This is a genomic window from Streptomyces sp. HUAS 31 (genome assembly GCF_028198125.1).
GTDB classification, from domain to species: Bacteria; Actinomycetota; Actinomycetes; order Streptomycetales; family Streptomycetaceae; genus Streptomyces; species Streptomyces chartreusis.
Window position 1 is genome coordinate 3,229,185 of the sequence record NZ_CP116353.1, and the last position, 19,890, is coordinate 3,249,074.

Sequence of the window (19,890 nt, forward strand, 5' to 3'; positions counted from 1 at the left end):
AGAACAACCCCTGCTGACCGGGCTGACTGTGCCTGCCCGGGGGCCGACCCCCGGACCCCCGGCAGCCGGCCGAGCTCGCGTCAGCGACCGTTGAAAGCATCCTTCAGCCGAGAGAACAGCCCCTGCTGACCCGGCTGGAACTGTCCCTGGGGGCGTTCCTCGCCGCGGAGCTTGGCCAGTTCGCGCAGGAGGCGTTCCTGTTCGGGGTCCAGCTTGGTCGGGGTCTGGACCTCGACGTGCACGATGAGGTCGCCTCGGCCGCCGCCCCGCAGATGCGTGACACCGCGGCCGTGCAGCGGGATCGACTGGCCGGACTGGGTGCCGGGCCGGATGTCGACCTCCTCCATGCCGTCCAGCGTCTCCAGCGGCACCTTCGTGCCGAGGGACGCCGCCGTCATCGGGATCGTCACCGTGCAGTGCAGGTCGTCGCCGCGCCGCTGGAACGTCGAGTGCGGGAGTTCGTGGATCTCGACGTACAGGTCACCGGCGGGACCGCCGCCGGGCCCGACCTCGCCCTCACCGGCGAGCTGGATGCGGGTGCCGTTGTCGACACCGGCCGGGATCTTGACCGTCAGCGTCCGCCGGGACCGTACGCGGCCGTCGCCGGCGCACTCGGGGCACGGCGTCGGGACGACGGTGCCGAAGCCCTGGCACTGCGGGCAGGGCCGCGACGTCATGACCTGGCCCAGGAAGGACCGCGTCACCTGCGACACCTCACCGCGACCGCGGCACATGTCACACGTCTGGGCGGAGGTGCCGGGTGCGGCCCCTTCACCGTTACAGGTGTTGCAGACGACGGCCGTGTCGACCTGGATGTCCTTCGTCGTGCCGAAGGCCGCCTCGTCGAGCTCGATCTCCAGTCGGATCATCGCGTCCTGGCCGCGCCGGGTGCGCGAGCGCGGACCGCGCTGGGACGCCGTACCGAAGAAGGCGTCCATGATGTCCGAGAAGTTGCCGAAGCCACCGGCGCCGAAGCCGCCCGCGCCCGCGCCGCCCGCCTGGGACAGCGGGTCGCCGCCGAGGTCGTAGACCTGCTTCTTCTGCGGGTCCGAGAGCACCTCGTAAGCGGCGTTGATCTCCTTGAACCGCTCCTGGGTCTTCGGATCCGGGTTGACGTCCGGGTGCAGCTCGCGGGCGAGCCGCCGGAAGGCCTTCTTGATCTCTTCCTGCGACGCGTCGCGACGCACGCCGAGCACGGCGTAGTAGTCCGTGGCCACTTACGACTCCGCCAGGATCTGTCCGACGTAACGTGCCACTGCGCGTACCGCTCCCATCGTTCCCGGGTAATCCATGCGGGTCGGTCCGACCACGCCGAGCTTGGCGACTGCCTCGCCGCCCGAACCGTAGCCCACCGAGACCACGGAAGTGGAGTTGAGTCCCTCATAGGCGTTCTCGTGCCCGATCCGCACGGTCATGCCCGAATCCCCGGCCTCGCCAAGCAACTTGAGGAGGACGACCTGCTCCTCCAGGGCTTCCAGGACCGGCCGGATGGTGAGGGGGAAGTCATGCCCGAAGCGGGTGAGATTGGCGGTGCCGCCGATCATCAGCCGCTCCTCGTTCTCCTCGACGAGTGTCTCCAGGAGGGTGGAGAGCACGGTCGAGACGGTGCCGCGGTCCTCGATGTCGAAGGCCTCGGGGAGGTCCTCGACGAGCCTTGGCACATCGGTGAAGCGCCGCCCCGCGACCTTGCTGTTCAGCCGTGCCCGCAGGTCCGCGAGCGAGGCCTCGCCGAAGGGCGCCGGGCAGTCGATCATCCGCTGCTCGACCCGGCCGGTGTCCGTGATCAGCACGAGCATCACCCGCGCGGGCGCGAGCGAGAGCAGCTCGACGTGCCGGACGGTGGACCGGGTCAGCGACGGGTACTGCACGACGGCGACCTGCCGGGTGAGCTGCGCGAGCAGCCGTACCGTGCGGGCCACGACGTCGTCGAGGTCGACCGCGCCGTCGAGGAAGTTCTGGATGGCGCGCCGCTCGGGCGGGGTCATCGGCTTGACGCCGGCGAGCTTGTCGACGAACAGCCGGTAGCCCTTGTCGGTGGGGATGCGCCCGGCGCTGGTGTGCGGCTGGGCGATGAAGCCCTCGTCCTCCAGCGCCGCCATGTCGTTGCGGACGGTGGCCGGGGAGACGCCGAGGTTGTGCCGCTCGGTGAGCGCCTTGGAGCCGACCGGCTCCTCCGTCCCGACGTAGTCCTGGACGATGGCGCGCAGCACCTGGAGCCTGCGTTCACTCAGCATCTCGCGCGCACCTCCAGATCTCGTTCCCCTTGGCATCTTTCCTGGCACTCTGTCCATCCGAGTGCCAGCCGTCCCCGGCCAGTGTACGGCGGTGGGGTACACCCCGGGCAAGGCCGGGCCAGGTCCGCCGTGCTCGACACGGGTGTCCCCGCTAGCGTCGCCGCATGACGGTGACTTGGGAAGAGCTGGGATGGGAGCGGCTGGCGTCCGGGGTGGGCCGGTGCCGGCTTCCGGGCTGGGACTGCACGGCGGGGCTGGTCGTGGGGGACGGCACCGCGCTGCTCGTCGACGCCGGGTCGAGCCTGGCGGAGGGCGTGCGGTTGCGTACGCAGGCGCAGTGGCTCGCCGGTCACCGTGTGACTCATCTCGCGCTGACGCATCCCCACTTCGACCATGTCTTCGGGGCGTCGGCGTTCGCGGGCGCGGAGGTCTACGGCCCGGTCGGCATGGACACGATGCTGGACGGCCGGCAGGCGCGCGAGGAGCTGCGGGCCGACGCGGTGCGCAACGGTCTGGATCCGGCCGCCGCGGAGGAGGCGGTGGACGCGCTGATCCGGCCCCGTCACCAGGTCAGCGGCGAGTGGACGCTCGACCTGGGCGGCGGCCGCCAGGTCCTGCTGGCGAACGTGGGCCCCGCGCACACCGCGCACGACCTGGTGGTGCTCGTGCCGGGTGACGTCTCGGGCGACCGGGAGGTGGTCTTCTGCGGGGATCTGGTGGAGGAGTCGGGCGAGCCCCAGGCCGGGTCCGACGCGGTGCCCTCGCACTGGCCCGCCGCGCTGGACCGGCTGCTGTCCCTGGGCGGCGAGGACGCGCTGTACGTACCCGGTCACGGAGCGGTGGTGGACGCGGAGTTCGTACGGCGCCAGCGCGACGAGCTCGCGTCGGAATTCGGCGTGTCGCAGTGAGCGCGGGGGTGCTTCTCCTATCGTCGTCCGAATGCGCCAGTACTCCCCGGACCTGACCCCGCCCTGGAAGAAGCCCAAGCCCGTCCCCGAGGTACCGGCGGAGCCCGGCCTGGTGGTCGAGGAGCCCGGCACGGGGTTCTGCGGCGCGGTGATCCGCTGCGAGGCGGGCACGGTGACCCTGGAGGACCGCTTCGGCAAGCACCGGGTGTTCCCGCTGGAGCCGCGTGGATTCCTGCTGGAGGGCAAGGTCGTCACGCTGGTCCGCCCGTCGGGCGCGGCTCCGGCACGTCCGACCCGTACGGCCTCCGGTTCGGTCGCCGTCCCCGGGGCTCGTGCCCGCGTGGCCCGTGCCGGCCGTATCTACGTGGAGGGCCGGCACGACGCCGAGCTGGTCGAGAAGGTGTGGGGCGACGACCTGCGCGTCGAGGGCGTGGTCGTGGAGTACCTGGAGGGCGTCGACGACCTGCCGTCGATCGTGGCCGAATTCGCACCCGATCCGGACGCGCGCCTCGGCGTCCTCGTGGACCATCTGGTCCCCGGCACGAAGGAATGGCGCATCGCCGAGTCGGTGACGAGCGAGCACGCCCTGGTGGTGGGCCACCCGTACATCGACATCTGGGAGGCCGTGAAGCCGGCGGCCCTAGGCATCGAGGCATGGCCCCGGGTCCCGCGCGGCCAGGACTGGAAGACCGGGGTGTGCCGGGCCCTGGGCTGGCCGTCGGACAACACCGGGGCGGTGTGGCAGGCGATCCTCAAGCGGGTGGGTTCCTACAAGGACCTGGAGCCGGAGCTGCTGGGACGGGTGGAGGAACTGATCGACTTCGTCACGACACCGGCGTAGGGCGGCTGCCGGGCCGGCCGGGTACGCCCGCTCAGTCCACCAGGTCCCGCACCACCGCGTCCGCCAGCAGCCGCCCCCGCAGCGTCAGGACGGCCTGTCCCTCCTCGTACGGACCGCTTTCCAACAGCCCGTCCGACAGGGCTCGGCGGGACGCCCGCAGGCCCTCCTCGCGAAGCAGCGCCAAGGGCACGCCCTCGCGCAGGCGCAGCTCCAGCAGGATGCGCTCGACCCTGCGGTCCTCGTCCGACAGGAGTTCGCGGCCGGCGCCCGGTGACCGTCCCGCCGCCAGGGCCGCCGCGTACGCGCCCGGGTGCTTGACGTTCCACCAGCGCACCCCGCCGACGTGCGAGTGGGCTCCGGGGCCCGCGCCCCACCAGTCGGCGCCGCGCCAGTACAGCTCGTTGTGCAGGCAGCGGGCGGCCTCGGAGGTGGCCCAGTTGGAGACCTCGTACCAGTCGAAACCGGCCGCCGACATCACCTCGTCCGCGATCAGGTAGCGGTCCGCGTGGACGTCGTCGTCCGTCATCGGGACCTCGCCCCGGCGGATCCGGCGGGCCAGCTGGGTGCCCTCCTCGACGATCAGGGCGTACGCCGACACATGGTCGGGTCCGGCGCCGAGCGCCGCCTCCAGCGAGGCCCGCCAGTCGTCGTCGGACTCGCCCGGGGTGCCGTAGATCAGGTCCAGGTTCACATGCTCGAAGCCCGCCGCGCGGGCCTCGGCGACGCAGGCCTCGGGGCGGCCGGGGGTGTGCGTGCGGTCGAGGATCTTCAGCACGTGCTGCTTCGCGCTCTGCATGCCGAAGGAGATCCGGTTGAAGCCGCCCTCGCGGAGCGTGGCCAGATATGCCGGGTCCACCGACTCCGGGTTCGCCTCCGTGGTGATCTCCGCGTCCGGCGCCAGCCCGAACTCGTCGCGGATCGCCCCCAGCATCCGTACGAGATCACCGGCGGCCAGCAGGGTGGGCGTACCGCCGCCGACGAAGACCGTGCGGACCTCGCGCCGGTCGTCGCCGAGGACCTTGCGGGCCAGGCGGACCTCGTCGACGAGGGTGTCGGCGTAGTTGTCGCGGGACGCCAGCACTCCGCCCGTGCCACGCAGCTCGGTCGCGGTGTAGGTGTTGAAGTCGCAGTAGCCGCAGCGGGTCGCGCAGTACGGGACGTGCAGATAGAAGCCGAGGGGGCGGTCTGCGGTCCCGGTGAGTGCGGAGGCGGGCAGCGCGCCGTCGTCGGGGACGGGCTCGCCGTCGGGGAGTACGGAGGGCATGGGTTCCATTGTCCCGTACTCCGCCGGTGTCCCTCCCCGCCGGTCACTCGGCCTGGAGCACCAGCAGTGCCAGGTCGTCCTCGGGCGGGCGGCCGCCGAACTCGTGCACGAGGCGGCGGATCCGTTCCGCGATCAGCTGGGCGTTCAGGCCCGTGCACCCGGCGAGCGCGGTCGCCAGGCCGTCGCCGTCGTCGAACTGGCGGGTGCCGCTGCGCCGCTCGGTGACTCCGTCGGTCACGCACAGCAGGGTGTCGCCGGAGCGCAGCTCGAAGGTCTCGCTGGTGTACGTCGCGTCCTCGACGACCCCGAGGAGGGTCTGCGGCTGGGCGGCGGTGTGGACCTCGCCGTCCGCGCCGAGGAGCAGGGGCAGCGGATGGCCGGCGGAGGCGAGGGTGCAGCGGATACCGCCCTCGAAGGGCGTGAGCTCGCCGTAGAGCAGGGACAGGAACCGGGTCTGCGGGCCGTCGCCGGGCGCCGCCGGGCCGACGAGGGCGCGGGCGGCGGCGTCCGCGGCCTCCGTGGCGTCGTCGAGGAGGAGCTGGTTGAGGCGGTCCAGGACGTCGGAGACGCGGTAGCCCTCGCGGGCGAGGAGCCGCAGCCAGGGCCGGGCGATGCCGATCACCACGGCCGCCTCGGGGCCCTTGCCCTGGACGTCGCCGATGGCGAAGCACCAGCGGCCGTCGCGGGCCGGGAAGAGGTCGTAGAAGTCGCCGCTGGGGCCGCCCTTGTCGCACGGCTCGTACACCAGCGCGCTGGCCACGCCGGGGATCTCCGCGACGGCGCCGGGCAGCAGTCCGCGCTGGAGGACCCGGCTGATGGTGGCCTGCCGGGCGTACTGGCGGGCCGCGCCGATGGCCAGGGCGACCCGGCGGCTGAGGTCCTCGACCAGTCCGGTGACCTCGTCGGGGAAGCGCAGGAGGTCGGCCCGCCCGATGACCAGCGTGCCCAGCGGGTGGCCGCCGGCGATGAGGCGGTACGCGAGCGCGGTGCCGTGCTCCTGGCGCCGGCCGAGCGCGTCACCGGGCCAGGGGTAGGCGACGGGCCCGGTGCGGTGGTTGTCGGGGGGCAGCGGCGGCTCCTTCTCCAGGGCCCGCCGCAGTTCCTCGATGAGGTTCTCGGAGCCGTGCCAGACCCGGGCGAGCCGGGGCCCGGTCCCGGCGATGCCGTCCACGGCCCAGCCCCCGCCGCTGTCCCCGTCGCCGGAGCGGGCGTATCCCCAGCGCCCGGCGACCTCGTCCTCCAGCCAGACCGCGCACCAGTCCGCGAGCCTCGGCACGATCAGCTGGCCGGCGAGCGCGGCGACGAGGTTCTCGTCGAGCTGCCCGGCGAGCAGGTCGGAGGCCTCGGCGAGGAAGGACAGGGCGCCCCGGTTGAGCCAGTCCCGCTCGAGCTCGGCCCGCTGGGGCTCGGGGGCGAGGATCTCGGCGACCCGCAGCCCGCGCTCCAGCGCGCGTTCCTCGGCGTACGCCTCGATGTCGTCCCTGAGCGGCACCGGGTCCTCGGCGGGCAGCCGCGCCCACACGGTCTTGGCGCCGGTGCGGTAGGTGACGCCCCAGGACTCCGCGAGCCGGGACACCAGCCGCAGCCCGCGCCCGTACTCCGGTGTCTCGTACGGCGCCTCCAGCTCCCCGTCGCGCGGGGCGCGTGAGGGGTGGTGGTCCAGGACCTCGACGAGCAGGGCGCCGTCCTCCTCCAGTCGGCAGCTGAGCTCGACCTCGGTGCCGGCGTGCACGACGGCGTTGGTGACGAGTTCGCTGACGGCCACGACGGCGTCGTCGAGGAGCCGCTCGCTCAGGTGCTCGGTGCCGGGGAGTCCGGAGGTGGCCCAGTCGTCGAGGGCGGCGCGCACGAGGGTGCGGGCGGAGCCCGGGGAGAGGGGGCTGCCGGGGAGGACGGTGCGGGTCTGCGCGCACTCGTTTCCGGGCGCGGACGCATCACAGGCACGGGTGATGGTCTCCCGTTGCACCGGAATGGCCCCCATGTACAGCTCCCCGAGCGGTTCGGACGAATACGCCTCAGTCGACGCCGACAGAGTGACAGACTGACCGCGCCCATAAGCACCGAGTTACCGAAGTGGGCCGCCATGAGTGAGAACAGTGCTACGCGTGTGCTCGAAGAAGGACAGAAAGACGGTCAAATTCGAGCATCGGATCTGCGCCCGCTGCTCGCCGCGATGACCGCGGCCCGGGACGGGGACTTCCGCCGTCTCCCGGAGACCGATGAGGGAGTGGTGGCCGAGCTGACGGCGGTCTTCAACCAGATCATGGACCGCAGTACGCACTTCAACACGGAAGTGCAGCGCGTCAAACGGGAGTTGATCCGGCACGGCAGGCTCGACGAGCGGCTCTCGGCGAGCCCGGGCCAGGGCGACTGGACGACCCGCGTCAACGACGTCAACCATCTGCTCGACGCCCTGGTGGCCCCGGCGGCCAACGCCACGCGCGTACTGGACGCGGTGGCCGGCGGCGACCTCACCCAGCGCGTCGATCTGCACGACGGCACCCGTCAGTTACGCGGCGACCTGCGCCGTCTGGGCCGGGCCGTGAACAAGATGGTCGACCAGCTCTCCCTGTTCACCGGCGAGGTCACCCGGGTGGCCCGCGAGGTGGGCACCGAGGGCCGGCTCGGCGGACGGGCCAAAGTGACGGGCCTGTCGGGCAGTTGGCGGGACGTGACCGAGGCAGTCAACGCGATGGCGTCCCGGCTGACGGCACAGGTGCGTGACATCGCCGCGGTGACGACGGCCGTGGCCCGCGGCGACCTGACCCGTACGGTCACCGTCGAGGCGACCGGCGAGCTGCTCGAACTGAAGCTGACCGTCAACACGATGGTGGACCAGCTCTCCGCCTTCGCCGACGAGGTCACCCGCGTCGCCCGTGAGGTCGGCACGGAGGGGCAGCTGGGCGGGCGGGCCCAGGTGCGGGGCGTCTCGGGGGTCTGGAAGGACCTCACCGACAACGTCAACTTCATGGCGTCGAACCTGACCTCGCAGGTCCGCAACATCGCCCAGGTGACGACAGCGGTGGCCAACGGCGACCTGTCGCAGAAGATCACGGTGGACGCCCAGGGCGAGATCCTGGAGCTGAAGTCGACCATCAACACGATGGTGGACCAGCTCTCCGCCTTCGCCGACGAGGTCACCCGCGTCGCCCGAGAAGTCGGCACCGAAGGAAACCTCGGCGGCCGGGCCCAGGTGCGGGGCGTCTCCGGGGTCTGGAAGGACCTCACCGACAACGTCAACTTCATGGCGGACAACCTCACCTCGCAGGTCCGCAACATCGCCCTGGTCTCCACCGCGGTGGCCCAGGGCGACCTCGGCAAGAAGATCACCGTCGAGGCGAAGGGCGAGATCCTGGAGCTGAAGTCGACGATCAACACGATGGTCGACCAGCTCTCCGCCTTCGCCGACGAGGTCACCCGCGTCGCCCGAGAAGTCGGCACCGAGGGAAACCTCGGCGGTCAGGCGCAGGTGCGGGGCGTCTCCGGGGTCTGGAAGGACCTCACCGACAACGTCAACTTCATGGCGCTGAACCTGACCTCGCAGGTCCGCAACATCGCCCAGGTGACGACGGCCGTGGCCAACGGCGACCTGTCGAAGAAGATCACCGTCGACGCGCGCGGCGAGATCCTGGAGCTGAAGGACACCGTCAACACGATGGTGCAGCAGCTGCGGGCCTTCGCCGACGAGGTCACCCGCGTCGCCCGCGAGGTCGGCACCGACGGCCGGCTCGGCGGCCGTGCGCAGGTACTGGGCGTCTCCGGCGTCTGGCGGGACCTGACCGACAACGTCAACTACATGGCCGACAACCTCACCTCGCAGGTGCGGAACATCGCCCAGGTCACCACCGCCGTCGCCAACGGCGACCTCTCCAAGAAGATCGACGTGGACGCGCGCGGCGAGATCCTGGAGCTGAAGACCGCCATCAACACCATGGTCGACACCCTCTCCTCCTTCTCCTCCGAGGTCACCCGCGTGGCCCGCGAGGTGGGTTCCGAGGGCCAGCTCGGCGGCCAGGCGCGGGTGGAGGGCGTGTACGGCACCTGGAAGCGCCTGACGACGAACGTGAACGAGCTGGCGTCGAACCTGACCACCCAGGTCCGCGCGATCGCCGAGGTCGCCTCCGCCGTGGCCCAGGGCGACATGTCCCGCTCGATCACCGTGGAGACGCGCGGCGAGGTCGCCGAACTGAAGGACAACATCAACCTGATGGTGTCCAACCTGCGCGAGACGACCCGCGCCAAGGACTGGCTGGAATCGAACCTGGCCCGCCTGGCCGCCCTGATGCAGGGCCACCGTGACCTGATGGAGGTCGCCGACCTGCTGCTGCGCGAGCTCACGCCGCTCGTGAACGCGCAGTACGGCGCGTTCTTCCTGGCCGACCCGGACGAGGAGAGCGCCTCGCTGCGCACGACCGTTCCGACCAAGGGGCTCGCGTTCATCGCCGGGTACGGCTCGGCGCAGGGCGCGACCGTCGAGACCGGCGGCCTCCCGGTGCACGGACTGGTCCGGCAGGCGGCGCGCGAGAAGAAGCGGATCCTCGTCGAGGAGGCCCCGCCGGACTACATCAAGATCAACAGCGGGCTGGGCGAGGCGGCGCCGACGAGCGTCGTCATCATCCCGATCCTGTTCGAGGACAAGCTCCTCGGCGTGATCGAGCTGGCGTCGTTCTCCCGCTTCTCCGATGTGCACCTGGCGTTCTTCGACCAGTTCGTGAACACCATCGCCGTCGCGATCAACACGATCATCGCCAACTCCCGTACGGAGTCCCTGCTCGGCGAGTCCCAGCGCCTGGCCATGCAGCTCCAGGAACGCTCCGACGAACTCCAGATGCAGCAGGCGGAGTTGCAGCGCTCGAACGCCGAGCTGGAGGAGAAGGCGGCGCTGCTGGCGACGTCGTCGCAGTACAAGTCGGAGTTCCTGGCGAACATGTCGCACGAGCTGCGCACCCCGCTGAACTCCCTGCTGATCCTGGCGCGCCTGCTCTCCGACAACCCCGACGGCCATCTCTCCGACCAGGAGGTCCAGTTCGCGACGACGATCCATCGCTCCGGCTCGGACCTCCTCCAGTTGATCAACGACATCCTGGACCTGTCGAAGATCGAGGCGGGCCGGATGGACGTACGTCCGAAGAAGCTGCCGCTGATCAAACTCCTCGACTACGTCCACGCCACGTTCCGCCCGCTCACCCTGGACCGCGGGCTCGCCTTCGAGGTGTCGGTGGGCGAGGACGTGCCGCGCGAGATGTACTCCGACGAGCAGCGCCTCCAGCAGATCCTGCGCAACCTGCTGTCCAACGCGATCAAGTTCACCGCGACGGGGCGGGTCGAGCTGCGGGTGGGCCGGCTGAAGGACCCCGAGCACCGCTTCGTCCGCGAGAGCGACGAGGTGATCGCCTTCGCGGTCAGCGACACCGGCATCGGCATCGCGCGGGAGAAACTCCCGGTGATCTTCGAGGCGTTCCAGCAGGCCGACGGCACCACCAACCGCAAGTACGGCGGCACGGGACTCGGTCTGTCCATCAGCCGCGAGATCGCGGGCCTGCTGGGCGGCCGTATCGTCGCCGAGAGCGAGCCCGGCAAGGGCTCCACGTTCACGCTGTACGTCCCCGTCGTCAGCCCCGGTCACCCGGCTACCGGGCCGGTGCCCGAGGACCGGCCGCTGCCGGTGCCGGAGCAGCTGTCGGCCGAGCCGTACTCGGCCGCCCACGAGACGGACGACTCATGGCCTACGCCGACCAAGCTGGAGGCGTGGCAGACCGGCCGGGCGGGCCAGGTGCTGCCGGGCCGGCGGGTGCTGATCGTGGACGACGACATCCGCAACGTCTTCGCGCTGACCCATGTGCTGGGCCGGGTCGGCATGCCGGTGCTGTACGCGGAGAACGGCCGCGAGGGCATCGAGACGCTGGAGCGCACACCGGACGTCGAACTCGTCCTGATGGACATCATGATGCCGGAGATGGATGGTTATGAGACGATCTCCGCCATCCGGCGCACCCCGCGCTGGACCCATCTCCCCATCGTCGCGCTGACCGCGAAGGCCATGCCGGGAGACCGGGAGAAGTCCATCGCCCGGGGCGCCAACGACTACGTTCCGAAGCCGGTGGACGTGGATCAGCTCCTCACCGTCGTCTGCGACCTCCTGGACCCCGAGGTCACGCAGCCGGAGGGCCGTTCCGCCGACCCGGAAGACACCGCAGTACCGGGACCGGACGCTTCCGAGGAGGAAGAGGTCCCGCCGACCATCACCGAATGAGGCCACTTCACCATGATCGCTGAGGCAACGACCGACGAGCGTGCCGGCATCCTCCTGGTCGACGACATGGAGGACAACCTGATCGCGCTGGAGGCCGTCCTGGGGTCCCTCAACGAGCCGCTCATCCGCGCGCGTTCGGGCGAGGAAGCCATGAAGGCGCTGCTCCGGCAGCGCTTCGCCCTGGTCCTGCTCGACGTCCGGATGCCGGGCATGGACGGCTTCGAGACCGCCGCGAACATCAAACGGCTCGACCAGACCAAGGACGTCCCGATCATCTTCCTGACCGGCGCGGAGGACGAGCCCGGCTATGCCTTCCGCGGCTACGCCACCGGGGCGGCCGACTATCTGACCAAGCCGTTCGACCCCTGGGTGCTGCGCGCGAAGGTGTCGGTGTTCCTGGATCTGTACCGCAAGAACAGGCAGTTGGAGCATCTGCTCAGTCGCGAGCACGTCCAGAGCAAGCAGCTGAGCACCCGACTGGCGGCCCTGGCGGACCAGTTGTCCGACGACACCGCCCCGGACCTGACGGACCTGCGCGCAAGGGTCCACGAGATACGCCGGCTCGTCGGCTAGGGCTGCGCATCGCGCGCTGAAGGGGCGCGGGGAACTGCGCGACCAGCCACCGCCTACCGGCAGCCGCGATGCAGTCCCCCGCCCTCCCCTACGCCTCGCGGGTGCCGGCGTACATCTCCTCGATGAGCGCCTTGTACTCACGCTCCACAACGGGCCGCTTCAGCTTCAGGCTCGGCGTGATCTCGCCGTGCTCCACATCGAGATCCCGCGGCAGCAGCCGGAACTTCTTGATCGTCTGCCACTTCTGAAGTCCCTCGTTGAGCTTCTTGACGTAGCCGTCGACCATCTCGACGGTGGCAGGCGCGGCCACGATCTCCGCGTACGGCTTCCCGGACAGCCCGTTCTCCTCGGCCCACGCCTGGATCGCGACCTCGTCCAGCGCGATCAGCGCCGTGCAGAAGTTCCGGTCGGCGCCGTGCACCAGGATGTTGGAGACGTACGGGCACACCGCCTTGAACTGGCCCTCGACCTCGGCGGGCGCGATGTACTTGCCGCCGGACGTCTTGATGAGGTCCTTCTTGCGGTCGGTGATGCGCAGGTAGCCGTCGGGGGACAGCTCGCCGATGTCGCCGGTGTGGAACCAGCCGTCGGTCTCCAGAACCTCGGCGGTCTTGTCGGGCAGCCCGTGGTAGCCCTCCATGATGCCGGGCCCGCGCAGCAGGATCTCGCCGTCGTCGGCGATACGGACCTCGGTACCGGGCAGCGGCTTGCCGACCGTGCCGGTGCGGTAGGCCTCGCCCGGGTTGACGAAGGACGCGGCAGAGGACTCGGTGAGGCCGTAGCCCTCCAGGATGTGGATGCCGGCGCCGGCGAAGAAGTAGCCGATCTCCGGCGCGAGCGCGGCCGAACCGGAGACACAGGCGCGCAGGTTGCCGCCGAAGGCCTCACGGATCTTGGCGTACACGAGCGTGTCGGCGACCTTGTGCTTGGCGGCCAGGCCGAACGGCGCGGAGTGGGTACCGGTGCGCCGGAAGTTGTCCTGGGTGACCTTGGCGTACTCGCGGGCGACCTCGGCGGCCCACTGGAAGATCTTGTACTTGGCGCCGCCGCCCGCGCGGGCCTTGGCCGCGACCCCGTTGTAGACCTTCTCGAAGATGCGCGGCACGGCCGCCATGTACGTCGGCTGCACGACCGGCAGATTCTCGATGATCTTGTCGACACGGCCGTCGACGGCCGTGACGTGGCCGACCTCGATCTGGCCGGAGGTGAGCACCTTGCCGAAGACGTGCGCGAGCGGCAGCCACAGGTACTGCACGTCCTCCGCGCCGACCAGGCCGGTCGCGGCGATCGCCTTCGCCATGTACGACCAGTTGTCGTGCGGCAGCCGTACGCCCTTGGGGCGGCCGGTGGTGCCGGAGGTGTAGATCAGGGTGGCCAGCTGGTCCTTGGTGATCGCGCCGACCCGTTGCTTGATCAGCTCGGGGTCCTTCTCCAGCCGGGCCGCGCCGCGGGCCTCCAGCTCGGCGAGGCTGAGCACCCAGTCACCGGTCTCGACGCCGGCCGCGTCGACGACGACGACATGGGTCAGGTTCGGCAGCTCGGCGCGCTTCTCCAGCGCCTTGGCCACCTGGGCGGCGTCCTCGGCGATCAGCACCCGGCTCTCGGAGTCGGAGAGGATGAACGCCGACTCCTCGGCGTTGGTCTGCGGATAGACGGTGGTCGTCGCGGCACCGGCGCACATGATGCCGAGGTCGGCCAGTATCCACTCGATCCGGGTCGAGGAGGCGAGGGCGACGCGCTGCTCGGCCTGGACGCCCAGCTCGATGAGCCCGGCCGCGATGGCGTAGACCCGCTCGGAGGCCTGCCCCCAGCTCAGCGACTTCCACTCGTCGGGCCCCTGCCCCGAGGGCGCCGGCACCGGATAGCGGTACGCCTCGGCGTCCGGCGTGGCGGCCACGCGCTCCAGGAAGAGGGTCGCCACGCTCGGCGGACGGTTCTCGATCAGTGTCTGTGTGTCGCTCAAGACATCCTCCGGGGGCCCGCGACGATGCGGCTGGCTCAGTGCGGCTGGTTCCTACGCGCGAGGCGTTGTTTAACTCGCGAGTAACTATCGAGCAGGGATCAGGTTAAAGGTCGACAGGCCACTGCGTAAGGGTCCGCGCCCTGTCACTTCCTCCAGAAGGTCACCTGGCGTACACAAAGGGGCCCGTCGCACTTGCGTACGACGGACCCCTGTTGCGGCGATTTGCCGGGTCAGCAGGTGTTACCTGCGGTTACTTCTTGCCCTTGCCCGACCCCGCGCTGTCATCACTGCTCAGCACGGCGATGAAGGCCTCCTGCGGAACCTCCACGGAACCCACCATCTTCATCCGCTTCTTGCCTTCCTTCTGCTTCTCCAGCAGCTTGCGCTTACGGGAGATGTCGCCGCCGTAGCACTTGGCGAGGACGTCCTTGCGGATGGCGCGGATGGTCTCGCGGGCGATCACCCGGGAGCCGATGGCGGCCTGGATCGGCACCTCGAAGGCCTGCCGCGGGATGAGCTCGCGCAGCTTGGCGACCAGGCGCACCCCGTACGCGTACGCGGCGTCCTTGTGGGTGATCGCCGAGAAGGCGTCCACCTTGTCGCCGTGCAGCAGGATGTCGACCTTGACCAGGCTGGAGGTCTGCTCGCCGGTGGGCTCGTAGTCCAGCGACGCGTAACCACGGGTCTTGGACTTCAGCTGGTCGAAGAAGTCGAAGACGATCTCCGCGAGCGGCAGGGTGTAGCGGATCTCGACCCGGTCCTCGGAGAGGTAGTCCATGCCGAGCAGGGTGCCGCGCCGGGTCTGGCACAGCTCCATGATCGAACCGATGAACTCGGTCGGCGCGAGGATCGTGGCGCGTACGACCGGCTCGTACACCTCGTTGATCTTGCCCTCGGGGAACTCGCTCGGGTTGGTGACGGTGTGCTCGGTGCCGTCCTCCATGACCACGCGGTAGACCACGTTGGGCGCGGTGGCGATCAGGTCGAGGCCGAACTCGCGCTCCAGCCGCTCACGGATCACGTCGAGGTGGAGCAGGCCGAGGAAGCCGACGCGGAAGCCGAAGCCGAGGGCCGCGGAGGTCTCCGGCTCGTAGACGAGCGCGGCGTCGTTGAGCTGGAGCTTGTCCAGGGCCTCGCGCAGCTCCGGATAGTCCGAGCCGTCCAGCGGATACAGGCCGGAGAAGACCATGGGCTTGGGGTCCTTGTAGCCCCCGAGCGCCTCCGTGGCCCCCTTGTGCTGGCTGGTGACGGTGTCACCGACCTTGGACTGGCGGACGTCCTTCACACCGGTGATGAGGTAACCCACCTCACCGACGCCGAGGCCGTCGGCACCGAGCATCTCGGGCGAGTTCGTCCCGATCTCCAGCAGCTCGTGCGTGGCGCCCGTCGACATCATCTTGATGCGCTCGCGCTTGTTGAGCTGGCCGTCGATGACACGGACGTACGTCACGACGCCGCGGTAGGAGTCGTAGACCGAGTCGAAGATCATCGCGCGGGCGGGCGCGTCCTTGACGCCGACCGGCGCCGGGATCTCCTTGACCACCTTGTCGAGCAGGGCGTCGACGCCGAGACCGGTCTTGGCGGACACCCGCAGCACGTCGTCCGGGTCGCAGCCGACGAGGTTCGCGAGCTCCTCGGCGAACTTCTCGGGCTGCGCGGCCGGCAGGTCGATCTTGTTCAGCACGGGGATGATCGTGAGGTCGTTCTCCATCGCCAGGTAGAGGTTGGCGAGGGTCTGGGCCTCGATGCCCTGGGCGGCGTCGACGAGGAGGACGGTCCCCTCGCAGGCGGCCAGCGACCGCGAGACCTCGTAGGTGAAGTCGACGTGCCCCGGGGTGTCGATCATGTTGAGGATGTGCGTGTTGCCGGGTTCGTGGGTGGGAGCCCACGGCAGCCGCACCGCCTGGGACTTGATCGTGATGCCGCGCTCGCGCTCGATGTCCATACGGTCGAGGTACTGAGCACGCATCTGCCGCTGCTCGACCACGCCGGTCAGCTGGAGCATCCGGTCGGCGAGCGTGGACTTGCCGTGGTCGATGTGCGCGATGATGCAGAAATTGCGGATCAGAGCCGGGTCGGTACGGCTCGGCTCGGGCACATTGTTAGGGGTCGCGGGCACGCAGGGTCCTGTCTCTTGAGGCGCCTTATGCCTCGGGTCGGATCGATACGTAGGTTCCATGGTCCCATGGGCGGCGACCGGGGACCGTTTTGGGCCGTCGGCCGGGCCGCTGGTACTCTGGGTGGCTGTGTCTCATGCCCTCTCAGCGCGAGGCACACCCCGAAGAAATCACCCGGTACGGATTTCGTGCGGTTTCCGCGCGGCCCCGTGCCTGAACCTGAAAAGGCTCAATCAGTGGCGAACATCAAGTCCCAGATCAAGCGGATCAAGACCAACGAGAAGGCTCGGCTGCGCAACAAGGCCGTCAAGTCCTCCCTGAAGACCGCGATCCGCAAGGCCCGTGAGGCCGCTGCCGCGGGTGACCAGGAGAAGGCCGTCGAGTACCAGCGCGCTGCCGCGCGTCAGCTCGACAAGGCCGTCTCCAAGGGCGTCATCCACAAGAACCAGGCCGCCAACAAGAAGTCGGCGCTTGCTTCGAAGGTCGCTTCCCTCAAGGGCTGAACCCCTTATCTGGTCTGATCGGATCCGGCTTCCCGGATCCAGTCGCCGGTAGGACCCAGAGCGGGCCCTCTCTCATCCGCTCCCGACCGGCACCCCGGATTCGCACGCGGCCTGCGTTCGCCACGCGGGTGCGGATCCTGCAGCTTCATTCGAAGGCCCCGGCGCCTCGCCCTTCCCCCGGGCGGGCGCCGGGGCCTTCGACATGCCTGTGTCAGGACCAGAAGTCGTTGCCCTTTTCGATGTCCGCGACGCACTCGTCGAGGTCGGTGATCTTGTCTCCGACGATCCGGAAGACGATGCCGCCCATCTCGTCGATGTGCTTGCCGCCCCGGTCGGCGGAGAAGTGGTGCACGGACATGGCGTGCCCGCGGCCGTCGACGAGGATGTTGCGCAGCTCGACCTTGAACGTCCCGCCGGTCTCCGAGAAGAGCCGGCCGTAGTACCCCTCGAAGATCGAGTCGACGCCCTTGTAGTCCCCCGACAGCGGGTGGGAGCCGGGTACGTGGTGCGTGCAGTCCCCGGTCATCAGGCCGCGCAGGGTGTCCATGTCTCCGCGCTGGAAGGCCTCGTAGCCCTTGCGAACGAGAGCCGCGTGCGGGTGCTCAGCCATGGTGCTCGCCACCTTTCCCAGTCCGGCGATATACGGCTGATACGCCCGATTCTCCTCTCTCGGGCCTAGCCGCGCCCTCTGGAACGAGCCGCCCTGGCGATGGTCACGACCGCCTTCTCCAGGGCGTACTCGGGGTCGTCCCCGCCGCCCTTCACACCGGCGTCGGCCTCGGCGACCGCCCGCAGCGCGACCGCGACCCCGTCGGGTGTCCATCCCCGCATCTGCTGACGGACCCGGTCGATCTTCCAGGGCGGCATGCCCAGCTCGCGCGCGAGATCGGCGGGACGGCCGCCGCGCGCGGAGGACAGCTTGCCGATGGCCCGCACGCCCTGGGCGAGCGCGCTGGTGATCAGGACGGGTGCCACGCCGGTGGCCAGCGACCACCGCAACGCCTCCAGCGCCTCGGCCGCCCGTCCCTCGACGGCCCGGTCGGCGACGGTGAAGCTCGACGCCTCCGCGCGGCCGGTGTAGTACCGCCCGACGACCGCCTCGTCGATGGTGCCCTCGACATCGGCGACCAGCTGGCTCACCGCGGACGCCAGCTCCCGAAGATCGCTCCCGATGGCGTCGACCAGCGCCTGGCACGCCTCGGGCGTCGCCGAGCGCCCCGTCGCCCGGAACTCGCTCCTGACGAACGCCAGCCGGTCCGCCGGCTTGGTCATCTTCGGGCACGCCACCTCACGCGCCCCCACTTTGCGGGCGGCGTCGAGCAGCTTCTTGCCCTTGACCCCGCCGGCGTGCACCAGCACCAGCGTGATCTCCTCGGCCGGCGAGGCGAGATACGCCGTCACGTCCTTGACCGAGTCGGCCGACAGGTCCTGCGCGCCGCGCACCACCACGACCTTGCGCTCCGCGAACAGCGAGGGGCTGGTCAACTCGGCCAGCGTGCCCGGCTGCAACTGGTCGTGGGTCAGATCCCGCACATCGGTGTCCGCGTCGGCGGCGCGGGCGGCGACCACCACCTCCCGCACGGCACGGTCGAGCAGCAGCTCCTCCTGGCCCACGGCGAGGGTCACGGGGGCGAGGGGGTCGTCGTTCGCAGTCTTCTTGGCCATCGCGACAAGGATGGCACGGGCCACTGACAACCCCCGCCGACGCCGGACACCCGGCGGCTACGGCACGGTCACGGCTCCTCCCGCCAGCCGTCCCACTCCCCCGCGAACTCGTCCAGCGCCCCCGGATCGAGCCGGCCGCTCTCGTCCCTCAGCACGACGAGCCACTGCGCGTCCTCGGCATCGTCCTCACCGGCCAGGGCGTCCCGCACCAGGCGCGGCTCCTCGTCGATCCCGAACCGCTCCCCGAGCGCCTCCGCCGCCTCCTGGGCCGCGTCACGGTCGGGCAGCACCAGCACATGTCTCACATCGCTCACGGAGCCATTCTCGGACACCCGACGAGAGGGGAGTCGCCGGGTGTCCGGCGGGAAGGGAGTCTCCGGGTATCCGGCGAGAAGGGAGTCCCCGGGTATCCGGCGAGAAGGGAGTCCCCGGGTGTCCGGCGTGAGGGGGAGCCCCCGGACACCCGGCGCGAGGGGAGCCCCCGGTCAGCCCTTGCGCACCAGCTGCACGTCCAGCTCGACGCGGATGCTCGACCCCACCACCGCGATCCCCCGCGCCAGCATCGTCTGCCAACTCACGGTGAAGTCGTCGCGATGCAGTTCGGTCGTCGCCCGGCACGCCGCCCGCACCTCGCCCTCCATGCCGTTGCCGAGCCCGAGGTACTCCGTGTCGAGCACGACGGTCCGCGTCACCCCGTGCAACGTCAGCGCGCCCGTCACGGCCCAGCGGGTGCCGCCCTTGTGCACGAACCGCTCGCTGTAGAACTCCAGCGTCGGAAAGGCCGCCACGTCCAGGAAGTCCGCCGACCGCAGATGGTCGTCCCGCATCCGCACGCCCGTGTCGATGGACGCCGCGTCGATCACCACATGCATCGCCGACCGCTCGACGGGGTCGGCGATCCGCACCGCCCCCGCGAACGAGTTGAACCGGCCGTGGATCCTGGCCAGCCCGATGTGCCGCGCGGTGAACCCGATCGACGTGTGCGCCGGCTCGACCTCCCAGTCGCCCGGCGCCGGCGGCTCCGGCGGCTGGGCGACGTGGAGGGTCACGTCACCGAGCGAGGCGAGCGTGTTCTCCACGACCGTCGTGGTCGTCCGGTACGGCGTGTACCCCTCGGCCGACACCGCGAGCCGGTACTCGCCCGCCGGCACCGTGATCACGAACGACCCGAAGGGATCCAGCCCCCCGCTCATCACCGTCCGCCCCATGGTGTCGCTCACCACGAACTCCGCGTGGCGGACGGGCTCGTTGACCGGATCGAGCACCCGGCAGCTCAGCACTCCCGCGCTCGGAGGGGTCTCCAGCGCCGCCAGAGGGCTCGTCCGCTGTTCCGGGTTCGTTCTGCTTCCTCGCCGGCGACCGATCATCCTCGACACCCCTGTACGAACTCGACCTCACGCGTTGCCGAAGGGGCATTCGACCACCGCCGAGTTTTTCGGGGCAACACGGGATCACATCGTGGGAAACCGGCAGATGTGCTGGTTCTACCCGCTAGTAGCACCAGTGGGGCACGAGGCCCGACGCCGAGCCCGGGATCCTGCCGCGTCCGCCGGCCGGACGCGGGGCTCG

The 19,890-nt window shown here is 70.2% G+C and carries 15 protein-coding genes; 5 read left to right on the forward strand and 10 right to left on the reverse strand.

The window, feature by feature from the left end; genetic code table 11:
* Positions 1 to 80 precede the first annotated feature (80 nt).
* Positions 81 to 1,217, reverse strand: a complete 1,137-nt coding sequence (gene dnaJ / locus PGH47_RS14265; protein WP_126900425.1) for a molecular chaperone DnaJ — start codon at positions 1,215 to 1,217, stop codon at positions 81 to 83.
* Complete coding sequence (gene hrcA, locus PGH47_RS14270) at positions 1,218 to 2,234, reverse strand: heat-inducible transcriptional repressor HrcA (protein ID WP_030967637.1); 1,017 nt, start codon at positions 2,232 to 2,234, stop codon at positions 1,218 to 1,220.
* Positions 2,235 to 2,398: 164 nt separating this feature from the next.
* Between hrcA and PGH47_RS14275 the strand changes: the two genes are divergently transcribed.
* Together PGH47_RS14275 and PGH47_RS14280 are read left to right on the forward strand one after the other, a co-directional pair.
* Positions 2,399 to 3,142, forward strand: a complete 744-nt coding sequence (locus PGH47_RS14275; protein ID WP_271663748.1) for an MBL fold metallo-hydrolase — start codon at positions 2,399 to 2,401, stop codon at positions 3,140 to 3,142.
* Positions 3,143 to 3,173: 31 nt separating this feature from the next.
* Positions 3,174 to 3,983, forward strand: coding sequence for a DUF3097 domain-containing protein (locus PGH47_RS14280; protein ID WP_271663749.1), 810 nt, complete (start codon positions 3,174 to 3,176; stop codon positions 3,981 to 3,983).
* Between the two features lie 31 nt (positions 3,984 to 4,014).
* Here the strand turns inward: PGH47_RS14280 and hemW are convergent, their stop codons facing one another.
* Positions 4,015 to 5,247, reverse strand: a complete 1,233-nt coding sequence (hemW, locus tag PGH47_RS14285) for a radical SAM family heme chaperone HemW (RefSeq protein WP_271663750.1) — start codon at positions 5,245 to 5,247, stop codon at positions 4,015 to 4,017.
* A gap of 43 nt (positions 5,248 to 5,290) precedes the next feature.
* Positions 5,291 to 7,228: a SpoIIE family protein phosphatase gene (locus PGH47_RS14290; RefSeq protein WP_271663751.1), complete on the reverse strand. Its 1,938-nt coding sequence runs from the start codon at positions 7,226 to 7,228 to the stop codon at positions 5,291 to 5,293.
* A 192-nt stretch (positions 7,229 to 7,420) separates the two neighbouring features.
* On the opposite strand from PGH47_RS14290, the gene PGH47_RS14295 reads away from it, so the two are divergent.
* Both PGH47_RS14295 and PGH47_RS14300 read left to right on the forward strand, forming a co-directional pair.
* Positions 7,421 to 11,500, forward strand: coding sequence for a HAMP domain-containing protein (locus PGH47_RS14295; RefSeq protein WP_435887842.1), 4,080 nt, complete (start codon positions 7,421 to 7,423; stop codon positions 11,498 to 11,500).
* A 12-nt stretch (positions 11,501 to 11,512) separates the two neighbouring features.
* Complete coding sequence (locus PGH47_RS14300; protein WP_271663753.1) at positions 11,513 to 12,073, forward strand: response regulator; 561 nt, start codon at positions 11,513 to 11,515, stop codon at positions 12,071 to 12,073.
* A gap of 88 nt (positions 12,074 to 12,161) precedes the next feature.
* Here the strand turns inward: PGH47_RS14300 and PGH47_RS14305 are convergent, their stop codons facing one another.
* Both PGH47_RS14305 and lepA read right to left on the reverse strand, forming a co-directional pair.
* Positions 12,162 to 14,036, reverse strand: a complete 1,875-nt coding sequence (locus PGH47_RS14305; RefSeq protein ID WP_271663754.1) for an AMP-dependent synthetase/ligase — start codon at positions 14,034 to 14,036, stop codon at positions 12,162 to 12,164.
* A 250-nt stretch (positions 14,037 to 14,286) separates the two neighbouring features.
* Positions 14,287 to 16,155 (reverse strand): translation elongation factor 4, encoded by a 1,869-nt coding sequence (lepA, locus tag PGH47_RS14310; protein WP_126900434.1) that lies wholly within the window; start codon positions 16,153 to 16,155, stop codon positions 14,287 to 14,289.
* A gap of 234 nt (positions 16,156 to 16,389) precedes the next feature.
* On the opposite strand from lepA, the gene rpsT reads away from it, so the two are divergent.
* Positions 16,390 to 16,656, forward strand: a complete 267-nt coding sequence (gene rpsT, locus PGH47_RS14315; protein ID WP_030947131.1) for a 30S ribosomal protein S20 — start codon at positions 16,390 to 16,392, stop codon at positions 16,654 to 16,656.
* 211 nt (positions 16,657 to 16,867) lie between these two features.
* Here the strand turns inward: rpsT and PGH47_RS14320 are convergent, their stop codons facing one another.
* The 4 genes from PGH47_RS14320 to PGH47_RS14335 form a co-directional block, all read right to left on the reverse strand.
* Positions 16,868 to 17,266 (reverse strand): nuclear transport factor 2 family protein, encoded by a 399-nt coding sequence (locus PGH47_RS14320; protein ID WP_271663755.1) that lies wholly within the window; start codon positions 17,264 to 17,266, stop codon positions 16,868 to 16,870.
* A 65-nt stretch (positions 17,267 to 17,331) separates the two neighbouring features.
* Entirely contained in the window at positions 17,332 to 18,321 is a 990-nt protein-coding gene (gene holA / locus PGH47_RS14325) for a DNA polymerase III subunit delta (RefSeq protein WP_271663756.1), read from the reverse strand.
* Positions 18,322 to 18,389: 68 nt separating this feature from the next.
* Positions 18,390 to 18,635: a hypothetical protein gene (locus PGH47_RS14330; RefSeq protein ID WP_271663757.1), complete on the reverse strand. Its 246-nt coding sequence runs from the start codon at positions 18,633 to 18,635 to the stop codon at positions 18,390 to 18,392.
* A gap of 171 nt (positions 18,636 to 18,806) precedes the next feature.
* A complete protein-coding gene (locus PGH47_RS14335) occupies positions 18,807 to 19,688 on the reverse strand; it encodes a YceI family protein (RefSeq protein WP_271663758.1) in 882 nt (293 codons plus the stop codon).
* Between the last annotated feature and the right edge of the window lie 202 nt (positions 19,689 to 19,890).

Coding starts and splice junctions, on each gene's coding strand:
- hrcA (WP_030967637.1), bottom strand. CDS start 2,234: ATGCTGAGTGAACGCAGGCTCCAGGTGCTGCGCGCCATCGTCCAGGAC.
- PGH47_RS14275 (WP_271663748.1), top strand. CDS start 2,399: ATGACGGTGACTTGGGAAGAGCTGGGATGGGAGCGGCTGGCGTCCGGG.
- PGH47_RS14280 (WP_271663749.1), top strand. CDS start 3,174: ATGCGCCAGTACTCCCCGGACCTGACCCCGCCCTGGAAGAAGCCCAAG.
- hemW (WP_271663750.1), bottom strand. CDS start 5,247: ATGCCCTCCGTACTCCCCGACGGCGAGCCCGTCCCCGACGACGGCGCG.
- PGH47_RS14290 (WP_271663751.1), bottom strand. CDS start 7,228: ATGGGGGCCATTCCGGTGCAACGGGAGACCATCACCCGTGCCTGTGAT.
- PGH47_RS14295 (WP_435887842.1), top strand. CDS start 7,421: ATGACCGCGGCCCGGGACGGGGACTTCCGCCGTCTCCCGGAGACCGAT.
- PGH47_RS14300 (WP_271663753.1), top strand. CDS start 11,513: ATGATCGCTGAGGCAACGACCGACGAGCGTGCCGGCATCCTCCTGGTC.
- PGH47_RS14320 (WP_271663755.1), bottom strand. CDS start 17,266: ATGGCTGAGCACCCGCACGCGGCTCTCGTTCGCAAGGGCTACGAGGCC.
- holA (WP_271663756.1), bottom strand. CDS start 18,321: ATGGCCAAGAAGACTGCGAACGACGACCCCCTCGCCCCCGTGACCCTC.
- PGH47_RS14335 (WP_271663758.1), bottom strand. CDS start 19,688: ATGATCGGTCGCCGGCGAGGAAGCAGAACGAACCCGGAACAGCGGACG.